We start from the raw sequence: 23,477 nt of genomic DNA, 5'->3' as shown, positions 1-23,477 counted from the left end.
TTCGAAAAGTGTCTTCCAAAATGGTTGATCGATACGGGTACGATCCTGTTCCGGTTACAAAAGCCGCCGCGTGGAAGCCGGCATCGTGTCACTGTCAGCGCCACCACTATGGATCGTCGTGATTTCTAGCATGGAATGACTGTCAGCAAAATGACAGGTCGTCCATATCATACTCGGTGATCGATCCATTTAGTCCCCGTCGCGAACTCAGTCGCCCTCAGGTTCTTTTCGTGCCAATTTAGTCAATTTCCTCGGAGCCGGAAACCATTATGGATATGAGTGGCCAGCAGAACGCCGATGGGGCTGTGCGGGATCACAAGAATGTTAGAAACTGGACGATTTGAATGAGCCCAACCTACAACAGTTCTCAGAAATTCCTGCACTGGACCATATTTTTCTGGTTCTCGGTCTCTACGCACTGACCTACGTCCAAGACCTGTTCCCTCGCAGAGATCCAAATCGCGATCTCGTCTGGTGGTTCCATATTTCATTTGGTTTGCTGTTTTTCGCGCTGGTCATTCTTCGAATCGGCCTCCGTACGTTACAAGGCACGCCGCAGCTTGCAGCCGAGATGCCGCCCCTTGAGCGAAAATTGGCCAAGATCGGACATTTTCTGCTTTACGCGTTACTTGTGACAATTCCGGTTCTTGGCGTTCTTCTCACATGGTTCAGAGGCGATGCATTAAGCTTCTTTGGTTTGTTCACCATCCCCGCCCCGTTGTCTCCCAACCGCACCGCCGCCAGTTTCATCAAGGATTTGCACGAGCTTAGCGCCAATTCGATCCTCATCCTTGCTGGAGTGCACGCCGCCGCCGCTCTCTGGCATCATTACATCCGCAAGGATGATGTCCTCAAGCGAATGCTGCCGAGAGTAACGAATCCACAATCGCATCCCTGACACGTTGATGCTGATATTATGGGTCTGAATGCACCACGGATACGGATATGACGGCGCTATTGCGACGCATGGTAATAATGGGTCTGGTCGGGTTCGTCGTGGCAATGCCATTATCGGCCTACGCCGATGAGGACAATGATGGCGATCACGATCAGGCGAGAGAGCTTTATGAGCATGGCGAAATAAAGGGACTTGCCGATATTATCGACATCGTTCGCGCAAGGGTTCCTGGCGACATTGTCGGCATCGATCTGCTGCGCATAAGCGATAAATGGATTTATCGCTTTCAGATCATCGCCAAGAATGGCCGGCGTAGAATTGTCGACGTCGATGCCAGCGCCGGGGTTTTCATGCGTAACGGGAAAAGCGGCTGATGAAAATCCTGCTCGTAGAAGACGAGCCACGCATCGCCATGGACATCGCTGCTGCTGTCAAGGCTGCCGGGATGGCAATCGATATGGTGGACGATGGCGAAAAGGCCTGGTTCGCTGGCGATGTTGAGACCTATGACGCCGCCATTCTTGATCTCGGACTCCCGAAGCTTGACGGTATGGAAGTTTTGAACCGCTGGCGCGCCAACGGACGCGCATTTCCTGTCCTGATATTGACTGCACGCGGCATGTGGAGGGAACGCGTTGAAGGTATCAATGCGGGAGCCGATGACTATCTGCCAAAACCGTTCGAGATGGAGGAATTGCTGGCGCGACTACGAGCGCTCCTGCGTCGCTCAGCCGGACAGGCAGCACCCGTGCTGAAATCGGGTACCTTGATACTGGATACCCGCCAGATGCACGTTTCTGACAACGGCGTTCCCGTTCAATTATCGCCGCTGGAATACCGACTCCTGGCGTTCTTGATGCATCACGCAGGGCGCGTTGTCGCAACGACGGAGTTGGCCGAGCATCTCTATGATTCAGGCAATGATCGCGATCCCAACGTCATTGAGGTCATTGTCGCGCGGCTGCGCCGAAAGATCGGAGGCGATGTTATCGAAACACGGCGGGGTTTCGGGTATCGGGTGCCCGAAGATACCCGATGATGGGAAATTCCATCCGCTTCAGACTGTGGTCGGCGGCAACCATCTCCATTCTTGTTGCTCTGGCCATCGCAGGCGTCGGGTTGCGCTATCTGTTCGAGCTGAATGTCGAACGCCGCGTAGTCAGCGAACTCACTCTCGACCTCAACAGCCTTATCGCTGCTGCAAGTTTTGCCGCCAACGGCAGCCTTGCGGTTGCGCCACCCCTATCCGACCCCCGGTTCACCAAACCTTTTTCAGGCTATTATTGGCAGATTGAAGACATCGCAACCGGCAACCTCGAACGCTCCCGCTCCCTCTGGGACATGACGCTTGCTTTGGATGAACCGACAACCGGCGGGAAATTGATAAAGATAAATGAATTCAAAGGCCCTCGTGGGGAACTGGCCATTGCAGTCGCGCGGATAATAACCGATGCGGACGGTCGGTCATTTCGCGCAATCGTAGCCGAAGACCACCAAAGTGTGGAGGTATCGGTAAGCGCGTATGTGCGCGACCTCGCGCCCGCTCTGGCTCTGCTGGCAGTGGTTTTGATGGTGACGTTTTTCATCCAGATCACGGTTGGTCTGGCGCCATTGGAAAATCTTCGGATCGCAGTTAGCGATGTGATTGCACGCCGTACCGCGCGTCTGAATGTAAAGCCGCCGCGCGAGGTGCAGCCTCTAGCCGATGAAATCAATCGTCTTCTCGACGTCCAGGAAAAAGCCCTGGCGCGTGCCCGGACGCGCGCCACTGATCTTGCCCACGGTTTGAGAACGCCACTGCAGGTCTTGTCCGCAGATATCCGCGCATTGCGGAAAAAAGGCGAGACGGAACTGGCGGACGAGATCGAAAAGAGCACGCGCGCAATTCGCAACCATGTCGAACAGGAGCTGGCACGCGCCAGTGTAGCGCCCGGCCTTTCTGGCGCGGCATCGTGCAACGTGGCGACCATCGCCGCCGGCGTCATTTCCGTGGTCAAACGGACGCCAAGGGGCCAGCAAATGTCATATATCATCGGTGTGGCGGATGAATTGTCGGCACCCATAGATGAAGGAGATATGTCCGAAATTCTCGGCAATCTCATAGAGAATGCGACACGCTACGCCAAATCATCGATTCATATTGATGCCATCGAAACCAATGACGAACTGACAATAGTCGTGGCCGATGATGGCCCCGGCATACCGGATACGGACAGGTTATCCGTCCTGTCGCGCGGCGTTCAACTCGACAACAACGGCGGTGGTGGCCTCGGCCTGGCCATCGTTTCAGATATAGTGGAAGCCTATGGTGGGCGTCTGTCGATCACCAATGCCACACCGGGACTGGTGGTGTCGATTAGCCTGCCGCGCAAGGTCTGATGGACCCAAGGCCTGACCGACTCAAGCTTTAACGGACCGGAGTCAGGCAAAGCCGGGGAAATAGTCGACCTTAATTTTCGAGCGGCGCACACCCATGGCCCGCAACATCCGACGCAATGCCTTGACCATGGCCTGAGGCCCGGAAATATAGAAGGTACGCTCAAGATAGTCTGGAATTGCCACGCGAACTAAACGTTCGTCAATATAGCCCGAATACTGGCCACGGTCCGGATCACGTGCCACGGCGTGAACAGTCCTGATACCAAGCTCGCTGCGGGCAGCATCGAGCACATGACGATAGGCGATATCCTGCTGGTTCTCCGTTGCGTAGAGAACGATGATCGGCCGCGCTTCCTTCCTGTCGAGAAGGTACTGCAACATCGAGCGGAACGGCGTAATGCCTATGCCACCGGCCAGAAAGGCGATCTTGGTTTCCTGCCCGGATGGTAGGGTAAAGTTGCCGGCAAGTTGCGACGCATCGATCCGGCTGCCCGGTTTCATGGTGAGCAGACCGCGTTTGAACGCGCTCGGCGATGGATAGAATTTGACGCCCAGCCGGATTTTTTCTTCCGTGGGTGCCGAGGCGATGGTGAAATAACGGCGGTTGCCGCGACTGTCAGGATGATCGAGGCCAAGCGTCCATTCAAGATATTGGCCCGCGTTGAAGGCAAGTGCGCGGGGTGCCTTGAAAATGAAATCGTAGCTGTCGAGCGTCGATCGCTCGATCCGTTCCAGCGTGAGTATCAAGCGTCCCTTGGGGCCCGCTGCAAAGGCGAATAGATTGCCAGCCAGCAATGCAAGTTCAGGCGTAAGATAAAATGAACCGAGATGGACAGTCGGAGCGAACAGGAAACCGACGATTGCCGCAAATGCGATACGAGGCCAGCGCGTCGTTGGCGCTGTCAAAGGCTCCGTAAGCATGATGAACGCAAAGAACAACAGCGGCGACGAGCTGAAGCTTTCCGTGAGTATCATACCGTAGCGCGAAAATGTGGCGGTCGACAGCGCTGTAATCGTCGTCACAACAACGAAGGTTGCAACGAGGTCGAACCGACGCAATTTTCGCACGATCAGCAGGCCACCGACCAGCACGATGGGAAGCAGGGGCAAGTTGCCTCCCACCCACCAGGTGGCTGGCTGGTCGAGTAGAAGCGCCGACAAAGCCACACCGAAAGCAGCAGGATTGAACAGATGCTTCTTGCCGAAGGCAAAAATGAATTTGGATGAGGTCGCCCAGACTGAAGTAAATATCACCGCCCCCGTCCCTGTCAGGTCCGAGGGCAGGATAGGGTCCAGAATAAGCGCAAGGATGAGCGCTGTGATGTATAAGGACTCGTTGTTGGCCGGAACCGCGAATATATGACTAAAGACCCGATTGGTCGCCCAACAGGTGAGCAGCGCCAACGCTGATGTCCAAAGGAGCGCGGTCGGATTTTGCGGTGCAAGCCCGATGAAGCCGAAAGCAAGAGCCGCGCCCGCCAGTGCAATCAGATAATACAGGACCAGCCTGTACATTGTATGGCGCTCAAGAAATCGGTCGATGATCTTGATCATGGCTTGCTAAACAGTCCAAATCCGCTGGTGGAGGTGGCCCGGCCATTCACGTCAACCATGTAACCTTCGATGTCCGGCATCTCTTCGATGAAGTAAATGCCGTCTTTGTCCATGGCGAAGGCAGCGGTGGCAAAGCGGTCTGCTTCGAGTACATCTGCGCCGATAACGGTCAGGCTGACGATGTCGGTGATCGAAGTCTCTGGTCTATGGGGATTGTAGATATGCTGGCCCCGCGCATAGTTGCCGGAGGTCGCGACCCCGTGGTTTCTTGGGTAGACGACCTTGATGATCTCGTCCGCCTTGAACGGATTGCGAATGCCGACGCTCCAGTCGGCCCCTGACTTGTTCTTTCCGCAGGACTGGATGTCGCCTCCCGCCTCAATGAAGAAGTTATTGTTCCCTGTTCTCTGGATTATCCTGGCCGCGTTGCGGATCGCCCAGCCCTTGACGATGCCGGAAGGGTCAAGCGAACCACCGGGCCTGCAAATGTCGAAAAATCCGACGGTCTCTTTCCTCGTCATGTTCGCTAGCGCCAGTACGTCACGCATGTCGTGGCTATAGTCTTTCACCGCTATCTCGCCGCGGTTGATCATGGCGATTTCACTGTCGGTTCTGTAAGTGCTGAAACGTCGGTCAACAGCAGCGAAATAGGCAAACACTGTATCAACAAGCTTGCGGTCCGATACGTCTTTGAAATCGACCGTTACGGGCATTCCCATCAGAATTCGCGTTTCGCTCATGGTTTGTTATGACGACGCCTGTCTCAGCGCGCCACGAAGCGAGTGGATGAACGCCCTGCTGGTCAGAGTCGCACCCGAAACAATATCGACATTGGCGTTTTGCGCGCTGATCGCCTCATCGCGCAGCAGCGGCAAGGCTCGCCGGTTGATACGGATCGACGTGCGGCGATCGGAGGGGTAGCTAAGCAGTTTCATCGCCGTGAGTCGGCCGTTTTGTACGAGCACCCGGAGTTGGACAATTCCGTAGTAAGCATCAGAGGCCGGGCCAGTGTAGGTGCCGTCAACATATGCGGCGCCAACCCTCGTCATGCCAGCGCGAGCGACAAAGCCCTGCGATTGCGGGTATGCCGGTCGAGGCTGTGGAATAGGCGCATAGACAGCGGGCGTCACATCGAAGGAAGGCGCTGGCGCAGGAACTTCGGCGGCAGGAGCCAAAGTTGAACGAACAAGCGTTGCCAGAATTGGCGTGGCCCGCTCGAACTTCGCCGGATGCACAGTCGCGGTGCCTGCCTGTCGGTCATGACTGAATTGGCCGCCTTCGTTGTCGGAACTGGATTTGACCCGCGCCAGAGGTTCCAAACTCTCAACACGATCCGATTTGATAGCAGATTTGCTGCGGCCATCAGCCTGCATCGGCTCAACGGCGAGCAGTTCCGTGGCATTTGCCGAAAGCCGCGAGCCAGGCAAGTCATTGGCGGGGTTCTTGTTCGCTTGTTGCCATACATAGGCACCGGAGGCAGCGATCACGAGGAAAGATAGAGCGATCTGTTTCATGGGAGAAGCGTTCCACGTTGGTTATTGCTCGGACAAACCCTTGCAGGCTGACAGGTTGCAATGTCCCACAACGCGGCTGTCAAATGGCTGTCAGCTTGCGGGACTTGGGAAGGAACGGAATTCCGATGGCTGCAAACTGGTGCAGACAACTGAACCGAGCGTCGATCAAGCTGCGGTTTGGGTGGCCAAAACGGGAATGGCGATCTCGACCCGTCTCACCTCAGCCTGTCGGAATCCGTTAATGCTGCAATGCACAATACGCATTGCTGCCATGCGGCAATAGCACTTTCACGTCAGCACCGGCGTACCTATCTTTGCCCTGTACACAAAGACGAAAAGAGAACTGAGATGAACCTGATTCGCAACTATCGTAACTGGCGCCGCTACCGGGATACCGTATCGGAGCTGAACCGCCTGAGCACGCGCGAACTGAGCGACCTTGGCCTGAATCGCGGTGACATTCACTTCGTGGCACGCCGGTCAGCCTGACCTGCCAGGCTGATATCAGCCTGAACCAAAGGAACCAAGACAATGAGCCTGATACGCAACTACCGCAATTGGCGCGTTTACCGCGACACGGTCAATGAATTGGGTCGCCTGTCAAACCGCCAGCTTCAAGATCTCGGCATCATGCGTGACGACATCAAACAGATCGCTCGCAAAGCGAACTGACACCAATCATTTTCGCCGGTTTCGACCTCCTCCCCGAAACTGGTGAGAATGCGGCCAGCCTTCTCCTCCCGATGGGCTGACCACCTAAATGGCGTCCGCTGCACCTCCTCCCGCAGCGGGCGCTATTATCGGAACGAGTGCCGCCCTCTTTGATTGGCGAGCAGGATTTTCGCCAGTGCCGACCTCCTCCCCGGCAATGGCGATATGGTCGATTTTCACCTCCTCCCGAAAATCGACCACCATAACGATGCCCGCTGGATCTCCTCCCCCGGCGGGCATTGTCGTTTATGAGATTGTCCACATCTGTTGAACGCAACACCAACGCGCAATTGCTTTCGCGGAACGGAGAGACTATCTCCACGCCCATGAACATCGAACCAATTCACATCATCGGCGGCGGCCTTGCCGGATCGGAAGCCGCCTGGCAGGCGGCGGAGGCTGGCGTTCCTGTCATTTTACACGAAATGCGCCCCGTGCGCGGCACCGATGCCCACAAGACGGAGGGGCTTGCCGAACTCGTTTGTTCCAATTCCTTTCGCTCCGACGATGCTGAAGCCAATGCCGTGGGATTGCTGCATGCGGAAATGCGGTTGGCCAACTCTCTCATCATGGCGTGTGGCGACGCACATCAGGTTCCCGCCGGTGGCGCATTGGCGGTCGATAGAGACGGCTTTTCGCAAGCAGCAACAACACGTCTAGAAAACCATCCCCGCATCACCATCATGCGTGAGGAAGTGTTCGGACTGCCACCGGTCGAGTGGGATCAGGCCATCATTGCGACGGGTCCGTTGACGGCGCCGTCACTTGCCCGGTCCATCGCTGAGGCAACAGGGGCTGACGCCCTGGCATTTTTCGACGCCATCGCACCCATTGTTCACTTTGATTCAATCGACATGAACATCGCTTGGTTTCAGTCGCGCTACGACAAGGTGGGACCGGGAGGAACCGGTAAGGATTATATCAACTGCCCGATGAACAAGGAGCAGTATGAAACCTTCGTTCAGGCATTGCGCGAAGGCGGCAAGACCGAGTTCAAGCAATGGGAAGGCACGCCATATTTCGACGGCTGCCTGCCAATCGAAGTCATGGCTGAACGCGGCGTCGAAACACTGCGCCACGGACCAATGAAGCCGATGGGATTGACCAATGCGCATAACCCCGAGGTCAAGGCCTACGCCGTTGTGCAATTGCGCCAAGACAACGCACTCGGCACCCTTCACAATATGGTCGGTTTTCAAACCAAACTCAAACATGCCGAACAGGTGCGCATATTCCGCACCATACCCGGTCTTGAGAACGCCGAGTTCGCCCGCCTGGGTGGTTTGCACCGCAACACCTACATCAATTCACCCGGCTTGCTTGACAGCTCTTTGCAGTTGAAGGGAAGAACAGGGCTCCGCTTTGCCGGGCAGATCACCGGTTGCGAAGGGTATGTGGAAAGCGCGGCCATCGGCCTGCTCGCCGGTCGCTTTGCGGCAGCAGAACGCTTGGGTCATCAAGCTAGCCTGCCGCCGATAACCACCGCATTTGGCGCCCTGCTCAACCACATCACCGGAGGGCATATCCTTTCCAGCGATGAACCCGGCAAACGGTCATTCCAACCGATGAATGTGAATTTTGGCCTGTTTCCACCGATGGAAATACCAAAACCGGAAGGAAAACGCCTGCGTGGCAAGGAAAAGACAATTGCCAAGAAGAAGGCGGTGACAGCGCGCGCGCTTGACGATTGCCGCGGCTGGTTGAGTCGCCCGATGCTCTAAGCAGAGCTTGCGGTCCTGAGATCGAAGAACCGCATTCGAACGCTCTATTGATCGAATCATAAATCCTGCGGGGCTGGCCAACCGCGCATTGCACGCCGCAACAGCATCAGATGACGGCGGAGTGCGGAAACCCGTACCCCTGCGCGCAACAATGAACCCTCGTGCCCGCGCATTTTCGCCAGGTAAACCGACGAAAGGGCTACCGGCAAAAATGCAGAACGCAGCGACACCGGTATGTCCACTGCCCGCTTTTCAAATGCGGCCAGGTGCTCATTGGCAAGCTCGATCATGGCTTCTACCGCACGCTGCCCACCGGGACCATCATCGCCGGAGATAAATTCCTGCGGCGATGAACCGACCGCCACCAGGATGTCGGCAGGGATGAAGCACTGGCCGCGCGCCCTGTGAAGCGGCAGGAGGCGAAGCAGACCGGTCATCGCTTGCGCGCACCCTGCCCTTCCCGCCAGTTCGGCATAGTCTGGCGCAGCATTCGGGTCCAGCACCATGCACGCAAGCTGGATGAGCGCAGAAGCCGTCTCGCCACAATAGCCTTCAAGATCGGTGCGCGTGGGCATGGGATCGTCGTAAAGATCAAATATTCGCGCCTCGAGATAGTTGTCGAAAGCGGCTTTCGGCAACGCATATGTCGATATCGTAGCATTCAGCGCATCGGCAACAGGCTGGCCGGTGCCGGCCTCGCCAGACCCGGCGGCAATAACGTCGCGCCACCATTGCACCCGCACTTCGCCAGGCAGTGCTTCGTGGATGCGATCTCGCACAGCCGCAATTTCCGCATTGAAAGCATAGAGCGCAAACAAAGCATCGCGCTTGTCTGACGGAGCATAAAGTGTCGCAAGATACCGCTCATGATCCGCAGCACGCACCGCGTCCATGACGAACGTCGAGATGGCTTGCATGTCAGTCGACCGCAATCAAAGCGGCAGCCACCGCCCGGTCTTCCGCCAGCAGCACATTGTAGGTCCGCACCGCTGCTCCGGTCGACATCGTATCCGATGCAATACCGCGTTCTTTCAAAGACGCACGCAAGGGGGCAGGCAGCGGCTGTAAATCGTTGCCCAAGCCGAACAGGAGGATTTCGATCTGGCCAGCCTCAGCAAACACTTTGTCCAGATCCGTCACTTTCACAGTTCGCCAATCGGCCGGTTCCCACCCGTAAATGCCTGACGTCAGGCACAGGATGGAACCCCGATGAGACATGTCAGCAAAGCGAAATCCGCCATTGCCATATGCCTCTATCGGTGCCCGGCCCGGGAAATGCGCTTCACGAATGACGATACCCTTGGTCACGTTGCCTCAGGTCGTCGCCACTGTCTTGCCAACCTCCGGCTTCTCTTCTTCGCGAGTCCACGACGACGGCCGCAACCGGAAGAGGATGAGAAGTGGCGCAGCAATGAAGATCGACGAATATGTGCCGAAAATCACGCCGAACAACATCGCGGACGTGAACGATCGTATGACTTCACCACCAAAGAGGAACAATGCCAGCAACGCCAGGACCGTTGTCATCGCCGTCATCGTGGTTCTGGCCAACGTCTCATTGATCGCATTGTTTAACAATTGCGGCAGAGGCATCTTCTTGTAGCGCCGTAAATCCTCTCGAATTCGGTCATAGACCACAACAGTATCGTTGAGAGAATAACCCACAATCGTCAGAATCGCGGCTATCGAGGATTGATTGAATTCGACCCCCGATATGGCGAAAAAGCCGACCGTCATGACAATATCATGGATGGTCGCCACGATAGCACCAACGGCAAATTGCCACTCGAACCGGAACCAGACATAAATCAGAACCAGACCAAGCGCCACGATGACACCGATCGTCCCCTGCCTTGCCAGTTCGCTGGAAACGGTTGGACCGACCGTCTCCACCCGCCGGAAATTATAGTCGCTTTGCAGTTCGTCACGTACTTTTGTGATGACGCTCTGGTCTGCATTGTCGCCGTCACCCTGGGTGGCGACGCGAATCAGGACCTCGCTATCATTACCGAATTGCTGCACCTGCACATCGCCGATGTTGAGATCTGACAATCGCGAGCGAATATCGCCGGGATCAGCGGTTCCATCCAGCGCCTGTATTTCGATCAGCGACCCACCCTTGAAGTCAACGCCGTAATTCAGGCCAATTGTAAAGAAGGCAAGGAACGATGCTATCGTCAAAACGGAGGAAAGCGTGAACGTCCATCGCCGAATTCCCATGAACGGCACAGTCGTGCCCGAAGGAACAAGCGTGACGAGCGCACCCGGCAATTCCTTCGGCCGACGCCTCTTGACCCACTCCGCGACAAGCCAGCGGGTGAGCGTATATGCCGTGAACACCGTTGTGACGATGCCGATTGCCAGCGTAACCGCAAATCCCTTCACCGGACCAGTGCCCAGGAAGAACAAAACGACCGCTGCAATCAGGGTGGTCAGGTTCGAATCGACGATAGTAGCCAGCGCCTTCGAAAAGCCGGTGTCGATGGCCTGAATCACCGAACGCCCGTTGCGTCGCTCCTCACGAATACGCTCATAAATCAGCACGTTGGAATCGACCGCCATGCCAACGGTCAGGACGATACCCGCAATACCAGGCAATGTCAGCGTCGCGCCAAGCAGTGACAGCAACGCCACGATCATCCCGACATTAGCGATGAGCGCGATATTGGCGATCAGGCCCAGGAACCCGTAGACGGCAACCATGAAGACGACGACGAGAACAGAGCCAATGATGCCGGAAATCTTGCCGGCGTCGATGGAATCCTGGCCAAGACCGGGGCCAACTGTGCGCTCTTCGATCACTGTCAACGTTGCAGGCAACGCACCCGCGCGCAGCAGAACAGCCAGGTCGTTGGCACTCTGCGCCGTGAAATTGCCGGAGATTTGCCCCGAGCCACCCAAAATCGGCTCGTTGATCCGTGGTGCTGAAATCACCTGACCATCGAGGATGATCGCAAACAGTTTGCCAACATTCTGCTGTGTCGCCTGGCCGAAACGCGCCGCGCCTTTTGAATCGAAACGAAAAGACACGACCGGTTCGCTGGTGCGCTGATCGAATGTTGCCTGCGCATCGACAAGGTTCTCACCCGAAATAATGACGCGGTTTTCGATCAGATACGGAACCGGCGGATCATCCTTGGAATACATCACGCTCGATCCGGCCGGCGCTCGCCCGCTAAGGGCGTCCTGCACCGACATTGTTGGATCAACCATCTGGAATGTCAGCTTGGCGGTTTGGCCGAGAATCTCTTTCAGGCGCTGCGGGTCCTGCAGGCCCGGAACCTGAACGAGAATTCGATCAGTACCCTGACGTTGCACGACGGGTTCGGTCGTACCAAGCTCGTTGACGCGACGCCCCACAACCTCGATCGACTGGCTGAGTGCCGTCGATGTCCGGTAGTCGATACCAGCCTGGGTCATTGTGTATCTGAGCAGCCCCGGCTCCGGCTCCTCCATGCTCATTTCCACAACGCTGCCGCCACTGAACATGCCCGTCGAAACGGGCTCCGTCAGCGAACTCAACGCCGTCTTGGCAGCATCGATCTCGTTTGCGTCACGGATTCGGACCTGAACCGTTCTCCCTGAACCAGAAAGACCGGTGTAGCCGATCTTGGCTTCGCGCAAGGCTACCCGGATTTCATCGCGCGCACTCGTAAGGCGATCTTTGATCAGGTCGTTCGGGTCGATCTTCAACAGAATGTGCGAACCACCCTGAAGATCGAGGCCGAGCGTCATCTGCTTCTTCGGCAGCCAGTCCGGCATCTTGGCAAGGAACGACGGCGAAAAGAGGTTGGGCAATGCAAACAGCAGTCCGAGCAGTACGACTACCCAAATCGCAATCGTCTTCCAGCGCGAGAAATAAAGCATGCTTTAGGTCCGTTCAGGCGAAAATCGATGATCGCCTTTGATGCGGTTACTTTTTGGCGTTTTGATTGGCGATTGGCTCGCCTTTCACACGTACGTCGGCGATTGTCGAGCGCAAAGCCGTAACCTTGGCCCCTCCGAGATCGACCTCAAGTTCGTTGTCGTCGATCACCTTTGTCACCTTGCCAACGAACCCGCCACCCGTAACGACTGTATCGCCACGCCGAATCGCGGCAATCATCTCATTGCGCTTTTTCATCTGCGTGCGTTGGGGACGAATGATCAGAAAATACATAACCACGAAGATCAGCACAAACGGCAAAATGCTGACAAACATGTCTGGGCTGGCACCAATACCTTGGGCGTATGCCGGTGTGACGAACATGAAGGAACTCCTGAACCGAGAGGAAAGCCGCAAATCGGCCCATAAAATTTTGCCGGAATATAATCGCTAAAGCCGCCATTGCAACCGCGCGCACGGTCTAACCCAATGCTTTTCCAGCCAGTTGGCCCGTGTTAGAGCGTCACACGCCTTTCAAAACCACAACCAAAAGACAAAACATGCCCAACAACGACCTCGACGCACTCAGTCAAAAACTTGACCGCCTCATCGAAGCGGTGTCGCGCCTCGCCCCTCCGGTAGCACCGATTACAGACATTTCAATGGCAGATTGCTTTGTCTGGCAGGCTGATCCGGGGTTCCTGGAAGCGGTTCACAAGGTCAATCGCGTTGATATCGCACTTATTCGCGGGGTCGATCATGTCCGCGACATTCTGGTCGACAACACCGAACGGTTCGCTTCGGGCTTTGCTGCCAACAATGTTTTGCTGTGGGGCGCGCGTGGCATGGGCAAATCGTCGCTGGTGAAGGCGGTTCATGCCGCCATCAATGACTCGGCAAAATACAAGCAACCCTTGAAGTTGATCGAAATCCACCGCGAGGACATCGACACTCTGCCCAAGCTGATGACAATCCTCAAGGGTGCCGACTACAACTTCATCCTGTTTTGCGACGATCTTTCATTCGACCATGACGACACATCCTACAAGTCGTTGAAGGCGGCGCTGGAAGGCGGCGTCGAAGGGCGGCCGCAAAACGTCATCTTCTACGCCACGTCGAACCGCCGACACCTTCTCCCTCGCGATATGATTGACAATGAACGCTCGACGGCCATCAACCCGTCGGAAGCCGTGGAGGAGAAAGTTTCGCTGTCAGACCGGTTCGGTCTTTGGCTTGGCTTCCACAAATGCTCGCAGGACGACTATCTCGAAATGGTCGAAGGCTATGTGCGCTTTCACGATCTGGAGATAGCGCCCGACAAATTGCGGGCCGAGGCGCTCGAATGGGCGACAACCCGCGGCAGCCGATCCGGGCGCGTTGCCTGGCAATTCACGCAAGACCTTGCAGGCAGGTTGGGCAAACCACTTTGACGTGCAGGTTACGCCTGACCATTGCCGATCATTCTATTCCAGGAAAGTAGTCGGATCGACCGGCGCGGAATTCTTGCGCACTTCAAAATGCAATTTCGGCGAATCTGCTTTGCCGCTCATGCCCGAGACGGCTATTTCCTGCCCGCGCTTGACCTTCTGGCCGCGTGACACGGTCAGTTCGCTCGCATTGCCGTAGACCGTCACCAAACCATTCTCGTGGCGCACCAAAACAGTGTTGCCGAACTCCTTCAACCCGTTACCCGCATAGATAACGACACCGTTTTCAGCGGCTTTCACCGGCGTCCCTTTCGGGACGGCAATGTCGATGCCATCGCTGCCCTGACTACCACCGAAGCTTGAAATCACCCGCCCGCGAACCGGCCAGCGCATTTTGCTGATGCCGGTTGAGTCTGGTGCAACAACGTCATCGCTTTCCGCCTGCCGAATAACCTTTTCGGTTTTTTTCGGCGGTGTGTAGGAAGCAAGTTTCTGCGTTGGTGTTGCCTCTGCCGACTTCGGCGTCGATGCTGTCTTGACTGGGTCGACGACCGGTTTGGCAGCAACGACAGCTTGCGCCCCGCCAGACGGCACCTTCAATGTCTGGCCAATTCGGATAAAGCCGTCCTGCATTCCATTCGCCTGCTTCAGCGCAACCACGCTAACACCGGTTCGTCTTGAAATTGCGGAAAGCGTGTCGCCTTGCTGGACCTTATAAGAGCCCGCCCCCGACCGGGAGGCAATATTGGCGTCCCTCGGTTTTGACTTGGCATTGTTGGCGGCCGATGCATCCACCGACGCTGCCGTCTTGCTGTCTTTCAACTTGGGCTGTTGCGGCAACACGGCCACTCTCTCCGCTCGCGGAGCGGATGGGACTGGAACATGGTCGCTCGGCAAGCGCATGGTCTTAGATTGAATGGTTCTGGACGGGGTTTCCACCGACGCCTTCTTGAAAGGCTTGGCCGACGAAACAACAGTTCCCGTTGTGGTTCGGTCAACCCGGACCGGAGGCGGAGCAGCTACAACACGCACATTATTTGGATTTGACGAAACCGCAGCCACTTGAGGTGCGGCTTGCGAGACCTGCGCCTGTGTAACAGCAGGCAATGGCTGTGACGAAACCGGCTGCAGGCTCGATCGGCTCACGGATTGCGCATAACGGCCATCAGTCGGGACTGGCTGGATGGCAACGGTATCAGCCGGATATGGCTGTGAGACCGGACCATTGATGATCGCACGCTGATTGGCAGTTGAAGCGGTTGAAATACCGTCCAGCCCATCGCTGAATCGCGCAACCTGAGAACTGCATCCTGATGCGGCCGCAGCAGTTACGACCATTGCGCAACCAAGAACCAGCTTGCGCCCATCTGCTTTCATAATACTGAACTGCATCGCACTAACCCACACATACCCGATACAAACTGCGTATGATTAAAGCGCGTTAATGTTACCGGCGCGTTAAGCCGATTGATTCAATTCAGATTTTATTGACCAAACCGTCAGATGACTGCGGCAATGCCCGGCAAAATCGGCTGGAGCCGCACCATCCCGATGTCCTCGCGCTCGAAGCGGCTGCCGACCTTTGTGAGCTTGGCAACCACTTGCTCACTTTCCTCCAGCCCGATTGGCGTGATGACGATGCCACTGCTCGACAATTGATCAAGCAGAAACCGGGGCAAGCTATCGAATGACGCCCATACGACAATGCGATCAAACGGACCTTCATTCGACAACCCGTTCGATCCATCGGCATGGCGAATGATGACATTGGAAATGCCAAGCGCTTCATGCCGCTGGCGAGCCTGTTCGACCAGTGTCTTGTAACGTTCAACGCTTACCACGCGCGCGGCAAGCCGCGACAATACGCCAGCCGTATAGCCCGACCCGGTTCCGATCTCCAGAACGCGATGGTTGGGCTCGATGGCAAGTGCTGCAATGATCGCGGCTTGCAAATCGACACCTTCGATTGCTTCGCCGCATTCAATCGGCAGCATCCGGTCTGACCACGCAATGCCATTGAACTGAGCCGCCAGAAAATCGCGCCTCGGCGTCGCTTCAAACGCTGCAATCAATGATTTTGCAACAGAGCCCTTGCCTCGCAAACGAAGCATAAAGGCGGCAAAGCCCTCGCGGTCTTCCAGCGTAGCGTTCATGCAATCGCCTTGGTTAGCTGATCTCGAAACTCATGGGCGGTAAGGTCAAGCTGCAAAGGCGTGACGGAAATCAGCCTGTTATGTAAGGCATGAAGGTCAGTGCCCTTCTTGCCTTCCGCCCGTTCACCACCAAACCGAAGCCAGTAATATGGCAGGCCGCGCCCGTCGCGCCGCTCGTCAATCCACAGGCTGTGAACGACCTTGCCTTGCGAAGTGATGACCGTGCCTTCGACCTCCTGCGGTGCGCAGTTGGGAAAATTGATATTGAGGAGAACGCCATTTGGCAACGGCGTCGAAATCAACTTACCCAGCAATGCCGGAGCCAGGGCTTCCGTTGTCTCGTAGGCAACGATGCGGTCCTCGCCACTATAGCGATAGGCTTGGCTGATGGCGATGGAGCGAATGCCAAGCAACGCGCCTTCCATCGCACCGGCCACCGTGCCCGAATATGTCACATCATCGGCGATATTGGCACCGGAATTGATACCGGAAAGAATAAGATCGGGCATTTCAGGCATGATCTTGCGCACGCCCATGATAACGCAATCGGTCGGCGTTCCGCGAACGGCAAAGTGTTTCTCACCGACTTTGCGCAGTCGAAGCGGCTCGGAAATGGAGAGCGAATGCGCATAGCCCGATTGATCAGTCTCGGGCGCAACCACCCACACGTCATCGGAAAGCGTGCGCGCTACCTTCTCCAGAGAAGCCAAGCCTTCGGCGTGAATGCCGTCATCATTTGTCAGGAGAATGCGCATTATTTCGCTTCGATCTTTTCTGTACCACCCATATAGGGCCGCAAGGCTTCAGGAATGGTTATGCTTCCATCTTCATTCTGGTAGTTTTCCATGACGGCGATAAGGGCGCGGCCCACGGCAACACCCGAACCGTTCAGTGTATGGACAAACAGATTTCCCTTTCCGTCCTTGTCCTTGTAGCGCGCATTCATGCGCCGCCCCTGAAAATCGCCACAAACCGAGCACGACGAGATCTCGCGATAAGCGTCCTGGCCGGGTAGCCAGACCTCGATGTCGTAAGTCTTGCGCGCGCCAAATCCCATGTCGCCAGTGCATAGCGTCATGGTACGAAACGGCAGGTCCAGCCGTTTCAGCACGTCCTCGGCACATCCGGTCATGCGTTCATGTTCAGCAATCGCATTTTCCGCATCGGTGATCGACACCATCTCGACCTTGTAGAACTGGTGCTGACGCAACATGCCGCGCGTGTCGCGGCCAGCCGAACCGGCTTCGGAACGGAAACACGGCGTCAGCGCAGTAAAGCGCAGCGGCAGGTTTTCAAAAGCAGTGATTTCTTCACGCACCAGATTGGTCAAAGGGACTTCGGCGGTGGGGATGAGACCAAGACGAGCCTCCCCATGATTCACAAAAAACAAGTCTTCCTCGAATTTGGGTAACTGTCCCGTCCCAAACAATGCTTCGTCGCGCACCAGCAAGGGCGGCTGCACTTCCATATAGCCGTGCTCGGTGGTGTGCAGGTCGAGCATGAATTGGCCAAGCGCCCGCTCCAGCCGTGCCAACGGCCCTTTCAGCACGGTAAAGCGCGAACCCGACAATTTTGCCGCGCGCTCGAAATCCATCATGCCAAGCGCTTCGCCGATCTCGAAATGCTCTTTCACCCATTCGGGGCGCGCCGGCACTTTGCCGACTTTTCGCAACACGACATTGTCGTTTTCGTCCTTGCCCACCGGTACGTCGTCCAGCGGAATATTGGGAATGACAGCCAATGCATCATTGAGTTCCTTGTCCAGACGACGCTCCTCCGCCTCGCCATTCTGGATAAGGGTTTTGATCTCACCGACCTCAGCCTTGAGCGTTTCGGCCAATGCCATGTCCTTGGCAGCCATCGCCTTGCCGATTTCCTTCGAGGCGACGTTGCGGCGCTCTTGCGCCTCCTGCAATTTGCCAAGATGCGCACGCCGCGCTTCGTCGCTTGCAACAAGGCCGTCAACTGTGGATTGCGCCTCGCCATCGGACCAGGAGCGCTTCTTCAGCGCATCAACCAGAACCTTGGGGTTCTCACGAATCCACTTGATGTCAAGCATGACCAGACCAATCCTCACTAAAGCGCCAAGGGCGTAAACCGCATCATGAGCCGATGCAAGACGCTGCAATGGCGTGCCCCGCATTTTTCAACGCAAGCGTGATGTTGAACCAAAGCCGTTCTTGCCCGCTCGAACAAATCAGTTGAAGGTAGAGAAAAATGCGACAATCAATCGTTTCACCGTGAATTGTCGCGTCGAAAGCGAGATAGAGCATGACCGCTTTTTCACTGCCCCTGCCCCAGACACCATCAATTGCCGTTGCTGGTAAGAACGAACGTTTTCCGGTGCGCCGCATCTTCTGCGTCGGTCGCAACTACGCCGCGCACGCACGCGAACTTGGCAATGACGCGCTCGACCCGCCCTTCTTCTTCACCAAACCGGCTGACGCCGTTGTCGATTCCGGCGCAACGATTCCTTATCCGCCGCTGACCAAAAACTTTCACCACGAAATTGAACTTGTCGCCGCCATTGGCAAGAACGGCTTTCGTATCGCGCGCAAAGATGCCCTCGATCATGTTTGGGGTTACGCTGCCGGCATCGACCTGACGCGGCGCGATTTGCAGGAAGCAGCAAAAAAGACCTCGAAGCCCTGGGACTGGTCAAAGGGCTTCGATCGTTCAGCCCCTTGCGGTCCATTGGTTCCAGCGCAACAATGTGGCCATCCGGACAAGGGGAAAATTCAGCTTTCGGTCAACGGTGTGGTGAAACAGGAAGGCGATCTCACCGAACTGATCTGGCCAATCTCCGATATCGTTGCGATTTGCAGCGAGGCGGTCGAGCTGAAAGCAGGCGATCTCATTTTCACAGGCACGCCCGCCGGCGTCGGGCCGCTCCTGCCCGGCGATCAGGTGCGGGGAGAGATCGAAGGGATTGGCGCAATCGACCTGATGATCGGAAAACCTCAATGAGCGAGATCATCCTTCACAATTATTATCGCTCCTCCACCTCATACCGTGTGCGCATTGCGCTCGAGATGAAAGGTGTGACCTACCGCTATGTCGCGCACCATCTGCGCCACGGTGAACATCTGGAACCGGCCTATCTCTCGGTCAACCCGCAAGGATTGGTTCCGGCCTTGGTCTGGAGCGACGGCAAGCTCCTTGCTCAATCATTGGCGATCATCGAGTTTCTGGACGAAACCCTTCCCGAGCCGCCATTGCTGCCAGGCGATGCCGCTGGCCGCGCGCGGGTCAGAATGCTGGCTCAGATGATTGCCTGCGACATCCATCCCATCAACAATTTGCGCATACTTACCAGCCTTCGCACTCTGTTTAGTGCTGGCGATATTGATGTCATCAACTGGTTCAGGCACTGGGTCAATGAGGGTTTCCAGCCGCTTGAAAAGATGCTGAGCCTGTCACCGCAAACCGGAACATTCTGCCATGGCGACACACCTGGCCTCGCCGATATCTGTCTTGTCGCGCAAGTGGTCAACAACGCTCGCTTCAAGGTAGACATGACGCCCTATCCGACCATTGCCCGCATCCATGCAGCCTGCATGGCCATGCCCGCTTTTGAAAAAGCCGCACCGCAACACCAGATCGACGCCGAAGCGTTGTCATGATTGAAAGGCCCATTTTGTGAAAGCTGTTCTTTTCGAGAAATTCGGCGAAGCACCGACAATCGAAACCGTTGCCGATCCGATGCCCTCGCCCGATGGCGTCGTCGTCAAGGTTGAAGCAACCGGTCTGTGCCGCAGCGATTGGCATGGCTGGATGGGCCACGATCCGAGTATTCGCCTGCCCCATGTACCCGGCCATGAACTGGCCGGAACTGTGGTAGCGGTCGGCAAGAATGTGGCAAGATGGAAAACCGGAAACCGCGTTACCGTGCCATTCGTTGGCGGTTGCGGTCGGTGCTTTGAATGCACCTCTGGCAACCATCAGGTATGCGAACACCAGTTTCAGCCGGGCTTTTCAAGCTGGGGTTCCTACGCGCAATATGTTGCTCTCGACTTTGCCGACGTTAATCTGGTGGCCATTCCCGAAGAGATGGAATTTGCCACCGCGGCCAGTCTTGGATGCCGCTTCGTCACCTCGTTTCGCGCCATTGTCGACCAAGGCCGCGTCAAACCGGGCGAATGGGTCGCCGTGCATGGCTGCGGCGGCGTCGGCCTGTCGGCCATCATGATTGCCAGTTCCATGGGCGCAAATGTCGTGGCCATCGACCTCACCGAGGAAAAACTGGATCTCGCCAGGAAAATCGGCGCAGTTGCCACCATAAATGCATCAACGACGCCCAATGTGGTCAAGGCAGTCAAGCAGATCACCAACGGCGGTGCCCACATGTCAGTGGACGCGCTCGGCCATCCCACCACCTGTTTCAATTCGGTATCGAACCTGCGTCGCCGTGGTCGCCATATTCAGGTAGGCTTGATGCTCGGCGAACACGCCAAGGCCGCGATCCCCATGTCGAAAGTCATCGCTTTTGAGCTCGAAATTCGCGGCAGCCACGGCATGCAGGCTTTCCGCTATTCCGCAATGATGGACATGATCGGCAAGGGCAAACTCAAGCCTGAACTTTTGCTGGGCAAGCACATCAGCCTGGAAGAAGCACCGCAGGCATTGATGGCAATGGACAATTTCGAGGGCCTAGGCATCGGCGTAGTGACGCAATTCTAGCATTTCCAGGAAAAATGGTGTCCGGTGTTTCCTGAAGACATTGGTCAGGCGGATGCTCTCTTGCGCCGCTCGTAAAACATGACCAGCGTCTCGGCAACCAGCGCCGCCTTTTCTTCGCCTTCGATTTCGATGGAATTGGCAAACTTCATCAAATATTGACCGGGGGACTTGTCTTCGACCCACATCAAGGTTGCATGCAGACGCACGCGCGACCCGACCCGCACGGGAGCCAGAAAACGCACCTTGTCCATGCCATAGTTAAATACGGCCCGCGTATTTTCCGGCGCAATGTCCATTTCCTGACTGAGTGCACCGATAATCGACAATGTAAGATAGCCATGCGCAATCGTGACGCGAAACGGGCTTTCGCGCTTCACCCGCTCAGGGTCTGTATGGAGCCATTGATGATCGCCCGTGCAGTCGGCAAACTTGTCGATGCGCTCCTGATCTATGACGGTCCAGTCTGAAACGCCGAGTTCCTGACCAACCAGCGTCTTCAATTCTTCAAAGGTAGGTGGCTGCTTCGTCATTCCTGCCCTTTCTGATTGCCTTCATTGTGTTTGCCTGACGCCAAAAATGCCTCATGTCAATTCGACATGGCTGATTGCGTGACCGACTTGTTGGATGCAACGGCACAAACAGCCCGCCCCACGCTGCGCTCACATCAAAGGTCGATAAATGGCAGCGCCTATTTGGTTTTGTCGTAGCCCTTGCGAACCTCTTCCGTGGCTTCCTTGATACGTTTGCGCAATATTTCCACGGATTCCGATCCCGATTTTTTGGCCAGATCGGCCACTTCGCTGGTGTTTTTGACGGCAGTTTCAAAGGATTTGCGGGCAAATTCGGCCTGCTTGGCCACCATTTCCTTTGTATCGCCCGGAGCGCGATAGTTTTGTGCCATATCGGTGATTTCACGCATCGCCTCCTCCACCATCTCGCGTTGCCTGTTTGCCAGAGAGGAGATTCCGGCAGCAGAGGCTTTTGCCGATTCCTCCAATGCTTCAAGATTCTTGCGATGATGATCAAGGATCGCGTCAACATCGACATTTGGCATTTTCAGGTCCCGGCCGAACTTGGCGAAAAGGTCCATAAACGACTCCGATTGCGATTGCTTGGCCATGATCATTGCTCCATTCGTGCCACTAGTGTGGTAGCTATTTTCAAGAGAATAGAGCAGTGGCTCCCATGGTCAATTGGCGAGCAGCGCCATCTGCGCAAGATGGAAAACAATGCCTGCCAACTGGCGATATCCATGCCACCGCGGAAAACCTGCTTGCCCCGCGAACGCAGAGGCAAGCAATTTGCCGTCAGATGTGTTTTGCCATCCGGCGAAACCAGCGCAAAGCGGGCATTTCCACAAACCGCCACGTAAGCCACGAGGCAATAAGCGTGGCTATGATCATGACAACAACCGCCACCAGCCCGATCCAATGTGCGCCCGGCCCAAAACCAACTGTTGTGTCACCGCGCAACGTCAGACCGCCGACAATATCCAGCCCGAATTTACGCTGCAGTAAATCTGCAACATTGATCATACAACGCTGAATGAAGATATGAACCATGTAGATAGAGTATGACATTGCACCAAGTGTGAGCATGGCAGGTCCGCGCAACAGTCGGCTGATGCTGCCTGCTTCATGCGCAAAGACGAAAAGTGCCGCGGTGAATACCAGCGGAGCCGCAATGCTGGCCTCATTGTCTCCAGCCAGGGCTACGAACAGAATGATCGCCAATATCGTTGTGACCTCGATCAACGTCCAAAGTTGATTGTTCCCCGTCCGCGCAAGCGCCTGTCGCGCATTCAATATCGATTCGTGTTTAAACCACGCCAGCAAAGCACCGAGTGAAAATCCATACAGGCACCGAATGAAACCGAAATCATAAGATACATCCATGTGCCGGGTGGAAAAAGCGAGCAGGAACAAAGGCGCAGTCACCGCCGCCGCGAGCAACCATATCCAGCCCCTGTTTCCAGCGAGGATCATCACCGTGGCGAACAGCAAATAAGTGAAGAATTCCGCCGAGATGCTCCAGCTGGGTGCATTCCACGTCAGTCCGCCCTCAATGCCCATCCCATGCAGCAATAGAAGGTTGCTAAGCAGGCTGGACAGGTCCGTACCGCCGGAAAATGGTTCTCCACCAGCATTTCGCAGCTGCGGCAACAACCATCGTAAAAGCTCAAAAGCAATAAACATCGCAAGCATGAACAGATGCAGCGGATAGATGCGTCCAAAGCGCACCAAGGCGAAGCGCCCAACCGCTGCCCTGTCGTCGAGACGGCCGCCATAACTTGCCGCTATCACAAACCCGGAAAGCACGAAGAAAAAATCGACAAACAGATACGACGAGCCGACAAATGCGTTCTGCGAAACAATGGAACTCGTTGGAAAATGGAACAGGACCACCAGCAAGGCACAAATTCCCCGCCAGGAATCCAGCACGGCGAAGCGTTCACCGGAGATCGGCAGCGCTTTTGTCCTACTTGGAAACGCATCAATAAATACCGCTTGCGTCACGTTGGGTCACATCCTGTCCCGCACGGGCATTTTGCAACGCCCTTTCACTTCTCTACGAG

Annotated in this window: 26 protein-coding genes; 11 read left to right on the top strand and 15 right to left on the bottom strand. The window is 56.0% G+C overall.

The window, feature by feature from the left end; translation table 11 throughout:
- Positions 1 to 340: 340 nt before the first annotated feature.
- Genes AC0L7S_RS15770 through AC0L7S_RS15755 form a run of 4 tightly spaced genes read left to right on the top strand, consistent with a single transcriptional unit; the run spans position 341 to position 3,277 of the window.
- A complete protein-coding gene (locus AC0L7S_RS15770; protein WP_473471886.1) occupies positions 341 to 898 on the top strand; it encodes a cytochrome b in 558 nt (185 codons plus the stop codon).
- 47 nt (positions 899 to 945) lie between these two features.
- A complete protein-coding gene (locus tag AC0L7S_RS15765; RefSeq protein WP_473471885.1) occupies positions 946 to 1,272 on the top strand; it encodes a PepSY domain-containing protein in 327 nt (108 codons plus the stop codon).
- Positions 1,272 to 1,937, top strand: coding sequence for a response regulator transcription factor (locus AC0L7S_RS15760; RefSeq protein WP_473471884.1), 666 nt, complete (start codon positions 1,272 to 1,274; stop codon positions 1,935 to 1,937). The genes AC0L7S_RS15765 and AC0L7S_RS15760 overlap by 1 nt, the downstream gene beginning before the upstream one ends.
- A complete protein-coding gene (locus tag AC0L7S_RS15755) occupies positions 1,934 to 3,277 on the top strand; it encodes an ATP-binding protein (RefSeq protein ID WP_473471883.1) in 1,344 nt (447 codons plus the stop codon). Before AC0L7S_RS15760 ends, AC0L7S_RS15755 begins: the two co-directional genes overlap by 4 nt.
- 42 nt (positions 3,278 to 3,319) lie before the next feature.
- Here the strand turns inward: AC0L7S_RS15755 and AC0L7S_RS15750 are convergent, their stop codons facing one another.
- Genes AC0L7S_RS15750 through AC0L7S_RS15740 form a run of 3 tightly spaced genes read right to left on the bottom strand, consistent with a single transcriptional unit; the run spans position 3,320 to position 6,345 of the window.
- Entirely contained in the window at positions 3,320 to 4,831 is a 1,512-nt protein-coding gene (locus AC0L7S_RS15750) for an RnfABCDGE type electron transport complex subunit D (protein WP_473471882.1), read from the bottom strand.
- Positions 4,828 to 5,571: an FAD:protein FMN transferase gene (locus AC0L7S_RS15745; RefSeq protein WP_473471881.1), complete on the bottom strand. Its 744-nt coding sequence runs from the start codon at positions 5,569 to 5,571 to the stop codon at positions 4,828 to 4,830. The genes AC0L7S_RS15750 and AC0L7S_RS15745 overlap by 4 nt, the downstream gene beginning before the upstream one ends.
- A gap of 6 nt (positions 5,572 to 5,577) precedes the next feature.
- The gene (locus tag AC0L7S_RS15740) at positions 5,578 to 6,345 is read right to left on the bottom strand and encodes an FMN-binding protein (RefSeq protein WP_473471880.1); all 768 of its coding nucleotides are present in this window, start codon (positions 6,343 to 6,345) and stop codon (positions 5,578 to 5,580) included.
- Between the two features lie 348 nt (positions 6,346 to 6,693).
- Between AC0L7S_RS15740 and AC0L7S_RS15735 the strand changes: the two genes are divergently transcribed.
- From AC0L7S_RS15735 to trmFO, 3 genes are all read left to right on the top strand, one after another.
- Positions 6,694 to 6,834 (top strand): DUF1127 domain-containing protein, encoded by a 141-nt coding sequence (locus tag AC0L7S_RS15735; RefSeq protein ID WP_473471879.1) that lies wholly within the window; start codon positions 6,694 to 6,696, stop codon positions 6,832 to 6,834.
- Between the two features lie 42 nt (positions 6,835 to 6,876).
- Positions 6,877 to 7,017: a DUF1127 domain-containing protein gene (locus AC0L7S_RS15730; RefSeq protein ID WP_473471878.1), complete on the top strand. Its 141-nt coding sequence runs from the start codon at positions 6,877 to 6,879 to the stop codon at positions 7,015 to 7,017.
- 365 nt (positions 7,018 to 7,382) lie between these two features.
- On the top strand, positions 7,383 to 8,777 hold the full coding sequence (gene trmFO / locus AC0L7S_RS15725) for a methylenetetrahydrofolate--tRNA-(uracil(54)-C(5))-methyltransferase (FADH(2)-oxidizing) TrmFO (RefSeq protein WP_473471877.1): 1,395 nt from the start codon (positions 7,383 to 7,385) through the stop codon (positions 8,775 to 8,777).
- 56 nt (positions 8,778 to 8,833) lie between these two features.
- Here the strand turns inward: trmFO and AC0L7S_RS15720 are convergent, their stop codons facing one another.
- From AC0L7S_RS15720 to yajC, 4 genes are read right to left on the bottom strand one after another with little or no spacing between them, the layout of a single operon-like run.
- Positions 8,834 to 9,694 (bottom strand): phytoene/squalene synthase family protein, encoded by an 861-nt coding sequence (locus AC0L7S_RS15720; RefSeq protein WP_473471876.1) that lies wholly within the window; start codon positions 9,692 to 9,694, stop codon positions 8,834 to 8,836.
- A 1-nt stretch (position 9,695) separates the two neighbouring features.
- Positions 9,696 to 10,085 carry an Mth938-like domain-containing protein gene (locus tag AC0L7S_RS15715; protein WP_473471875.1) on the bottom strand — a complete coding sequence of 130 codons (390 nt, stop codon included), beginning with the start codon at positions 10,083 to 10,085 and terminating at the stop codon, positions 9,696 to 9,698.
- Positions 10,086 to 10,091: 6 nt separating this feature from the next.
- Entirely contained in the window at positions 10,092 to 12,644 is a 2,553-nt protein-coding gene (gene secDF, locus AC0L7S_RS15710) for a protein translocase subunit SecDF (protein WP_473471874.1), read from the bottom strand.
- Between the two features lie 46 nt (positions 12,645 to 12,690).
- Positions 12,691 to 13,026 carry a preprotein translocase subunit YajC gene (yajC, locus tag AC0L7S_RS15705; RefSeq protein WP_473471873.1) on the bottom strand — a complete coding sequence of 112 codons (336 nt, stop codon included), beginning with the start codon at positions 13,024 to 13,026 and terminating at the stop codon, positions 12,691 to 12,693.
- Between the two features lie 176 nt (positions 13,027 to 13,202).
- Between yajC and AC0L7S_RS15700 the strand changes: the two genes are divergently transcribed.
- Positions 13,203 to 14,072, top strand: a complete 870-nt coding sequence (locus AC0L7S_RS15700) for an ATP-binding protein (protein ID WP_473471872.1) — start codon at positions 13,203 to 13,205, stop codon at positions 14,070 to 14,072.
- Between the two features lie 33 nt (positions 14,073 to 14,105).
- On the opposite strand, the gene AC0L7S_RS15695 is transcribed toward AC0L7S_RS15700, so the two are convergent.
- From AC0L7S_RS15695 to AC0L7S_RS15675, 5 genes are all read right to left on the bottom strand, one after another.
- Positions 14,106 to 15,461: a peptidoglycan DD-metalloendopeptidase family protein gene (locus AC0L7S_RS15695; protein WP_473471871.1), complete on the bottom strand. Its 1,356-nt coding sequence runs from the start codon at positions 15,459 to 15,461 to the stop codon at positions 14,106 to 14,108.
- 107 nt (positions 15,462 to 15,568) lie between these two features.
- Complete coding sequence (locus AC0L7S_RS15690) at positions 15,569 to 16,222, bottom strand: protein-L-isoaspartate(D-aspartate) O-methyltransferase (protein WP_473471870.1); 654 nt, start codon at positions 16,220 to 16,222, stop codon at positions 15,569 to 15,571.
- On the bottom strand, positions 16,219 to 16,977 hold the full coding sequence (gene surE / locus AC0L7S_RS15685; RefSeq protein ID WP_473471869.1) for a 5'/3'-nucleotidase SurE: 759 nt from the start codon (positions 16,975 to 16,977) through the stop codon (positions 16,219 to 16,221). The genes AC0L7S_RS15690 and surE overlap by 4 nt, the downstream gene beginning before the upstream one ends.
- Positions 16,977 to 18,281, bottom strand: a complete 1,305-nt coding sequence (gene serS, locus AC0L7S_RS15680) for a serine--tRNA ligase (protein ID WP_473471868.1) — start codon at positions 18,279 to 18,281, stop codon at positions 16,977 to 16,979. Before serS ends, surE begins: the two co-directional genes overlap by 1 nt.
- 43 nt (positions 18,282 to 18,324) lie before the next feature.
- Positions 18,325 to 18,495 carry a hypothetical protein gene (locus tag AC0L7S_RS15675; protein WP_473471867.1) on the bottom strand — a complete coding sequence of 57 codons (171 nt, stop codon included), beginning with the start codon at positions 18,493 to 18,495 and terminating at the stop codon, positions 18,325 to 18,327.
- Here AC0L7S_RS15675 and AC0L7S_RS15670 point away from each other — a divergent pair.
- The 3 genes from AC0L7S_RS15670 to AC0L7S_RS15660 are packed head-to-tail and all read left to right on the top strand — an operon-like array spanning position 18,494 to position 20,902.
- Positions 18,494 to 19,189, top strand: coding sequence for a fumarylacetoacetate hydrolase family protein (locus AC0L7S_RS15670; RefSeq protein ID WP_473471866.1), 696 nt, complete (start codon positions 18,494 to 18,496; stop codon positions 19,187 to 19,189). The genes AC0L7S_RS15675 and AC0L7S_RS15670 overlap by 2 nt on opposite strands.
- On the top strand, positions 19,186 to 19,845 hold the full coding sequence (gene maiA / locus AC0L7S_RS15665) for a maleylacetoacetate isomerase (RefSeq protein WP_473471865.1): 660 nt from the start codon (positions 19,186 to 19,188) through the stop codon (positions 19,843 to 19,845). Before AC0L7S_RS15670 ends, maiA begins: the two co-directional genes overlap by 4 nt.
- 16 nt (positions 19,846 to 19,861) lie before the next feature.
- Positions 19,862 to 20,902 (top strand): zinc-dependent alcohol dehydrogenase family protein, encoded by a 1,041-nt coding sequence (locus tag AC0L7S_RS15660; RefSeq protein WP_473471864.1) that lies wholly within the window; start codon positions 19,862 to 19,864, stop codon positions 20,900 to 20,902.
- A gap of 44 nt (positions 20,903 to 20,946) precedes the next feature.
- On the opposite strand, the gene AC0L7S_RS15655 is transcribed toward AC0L7S_RS15660, so the two are convergent.
- The 3 genes from AC0L7S_RS15655 to AC0L7S_RS15645 all read right to left on the bottom strand — a co-directional run bounded on the left by AC0L7S_RS15655 (position 20,947) and on the right by AC0L7S_RS15645 (position 23,418).
- Complete coding sequence (locus tag AC0L7S_RS15655; RefSeq protein ID WP_473471863.1) at positions 20,947 to 21,432, bottom strand: MaoC family dehydratase; 486 nt, start codon at positions 21,430 to 21,432, stop codon at positions 20,947 to 20,949.
- A 158-nt stretch (positions 21,433 to 21,590) separates the two neighbouring features.
- Positions 21,591 to 22,022, bottom strand: coding sequence for a phasin family protein (locus AC0L7S_RS15650; protein WP_473471862.1), 432 nt, complete (start codon positions 22,020 to 22,022; stop codon positions 21,591 to 21,593).
- A 187-nt stretch (positions 22,023 to 22,209) separates the two neighbouring features.
- Entirely contained in the window at positions 22,210 to 23,418 is a 1,209-nt protein-coding gene (locus tag AC0L7S_RS15645; protein ID WP_473471861.1) for an acyltransferase family protein, read from the bottom strand.
- Positions 23,419 to 23,477 lie beyond the last annotated feature (59 nt).

This window comes from Mesorhizobium sp. G2-6-1, assembly GCF_055809095.1.
This window is presented reverse-complemented; position numbering and strand designations above follow the sequence as displayed.

Coding starts and splice junctions, on each gene's coding strand:
- AC0L7S_RS15760 (WP_473471884.1), top strand. CDS start 1,272: ATGAAAATCCTGCTCGTAGAAGACGAGCCACGCATCGCCATGGACATC.
- AC0L7S_RS15700 (WP_473471872.1), top strand. CDS start 13,203: ATGCCCAACAACGACCTCGACGCACTCAGTCAAAAACTTGACCGCCTC.
- AC0L7S_RS15730 (WP_473471878.1), top strand. CDS start 6,877: ATGAGCCTGATACGCAACTACCGCAATTGGCGCGTTTACCGCGACACG.
- AC0L7S_RS15740 (WP_473471880.1), bottom strand. CDS start 6,345: ATGAAACAGATCGCTCTATCTTTCCTCGTGATCGCTGCCTCCGGTGCC.
- surE (WP_473471869.1), bottom strand. CDS start 16,977: ATGCGCATTCTCCTGACAAATGATGACGGCATTCACGCCGAAGGCTTG.
- AC0L7S_RS15755 (WP_473471883.1), top strand. CDS start 1,934: ATGATGGGAAATTCCATCCGCTTCAGACTGTGGTCGGCGGCAACCATC.
- AC0L7S_RS15670 (WP_473471866.1), top strand. CDS start 18,494: ATGACCGCTTTTTCACTGCCCCTGCCCCAGACACCATCAATTGCCGTT.
- AC0L7S_RS15735 (WP_473471879.1), top strand. CDS start 6,694: ATGAACCTGATTCGCAACTATCGTAACTGGCGCCGCTACCGGGATACC.
- AC0L7S_RS15765 (WP_473471885.1), top strand. CDS start 946: ATGACGGCGCTATTGCGACGCATGGTAATAATGGGTCTGGTCGGGTTC.
- AC0L7S_RS15655 (WP_473471863.1), bottom strand. CDS start 21,432: ATGACGAAGCAGCCACCTACCTTTGAAGAATTGAAGACGCTGGTTGGT.
- trmFO (WP_473471877.1), top strand. CDS start 7,383: ATGAACATCGAACCAATTCACATCATCGGCGGCGGCCTTGCCGGATCG.
- yajC (WP_473471873.1), bottom strand. CDS start 13,026: ATGTTCGTCACACCGGCATACGCCCAAGGTATTGGTGCCAGCCCAGAC.
- serS (WP_473471868.1), bottom strand. CDS start 18,281: ATGCTTGACATCAAGTGGATTCGTGAGAACCCCAAGGTTCTGGTTGAT.
- AC0L7S_RS15750 (WP_473471882.1), bottom strand. CDS start 4,831: ATGATCAAGATCATCGACCGATTTCTTGAGCGCCATACAATGTACAGG.
- AC0L7S_RS15650 (WP_473471862.1), bottom strand. CDS start 22,022: ATGGCCAAGCAATCGCAATCGGAGTCGTTTATGGACCTTTTCGCCAAG.
- AC0L7S_RS15720 (WP_473471876.1), bottom strand. CDS start 9,694: ATGCAAGCCATCTCGACGTTCGTCATGGACGCGGTGCGTGCTGCGGAT.
- secDF (WP_473471874.1), bottom strand. CDS start 12,644: ATGCTTTATTTCTCGCGCTGGAAGACGATTGCGATTTGGGTAGTCGTA.
- maiA (WP_473471865.1), top strand. CDS start 19,186: ATGAGCGAGATCATCCTTCACAATTATTATCGCTCCTCCACCTCATAC.
- AC0L7S_RS15690 (WP_473471870.1), bottom strand. CDS start 16,222: ATGAACGCTACGCTGGAAGACCGCGAGGGCTTTGCCGCCTTTATGCTT.
- AC0L7S_RS15675 (WP_473471867.1), bottom strand. CDS start 18,495: ATGCTCTATCTCGCTTTCGACGCGACAATTCACGGTGAAACGATTGAT.
- AC0L7S_RS15695 (WP_473471871.1), bottom strand. CDS start 15,461: ATGCAGTTCAGTATTATGAAAGCAGATGGGCGCAAGCTGGTTCTTGGT.
- AC0L7S_RS15745 (WP_473471881.1), bottom strand. CDS start 5,571: ATGAGCGAAACGCGAATTCTGATGGGAATGCCCGTAACGGTCGATTTC.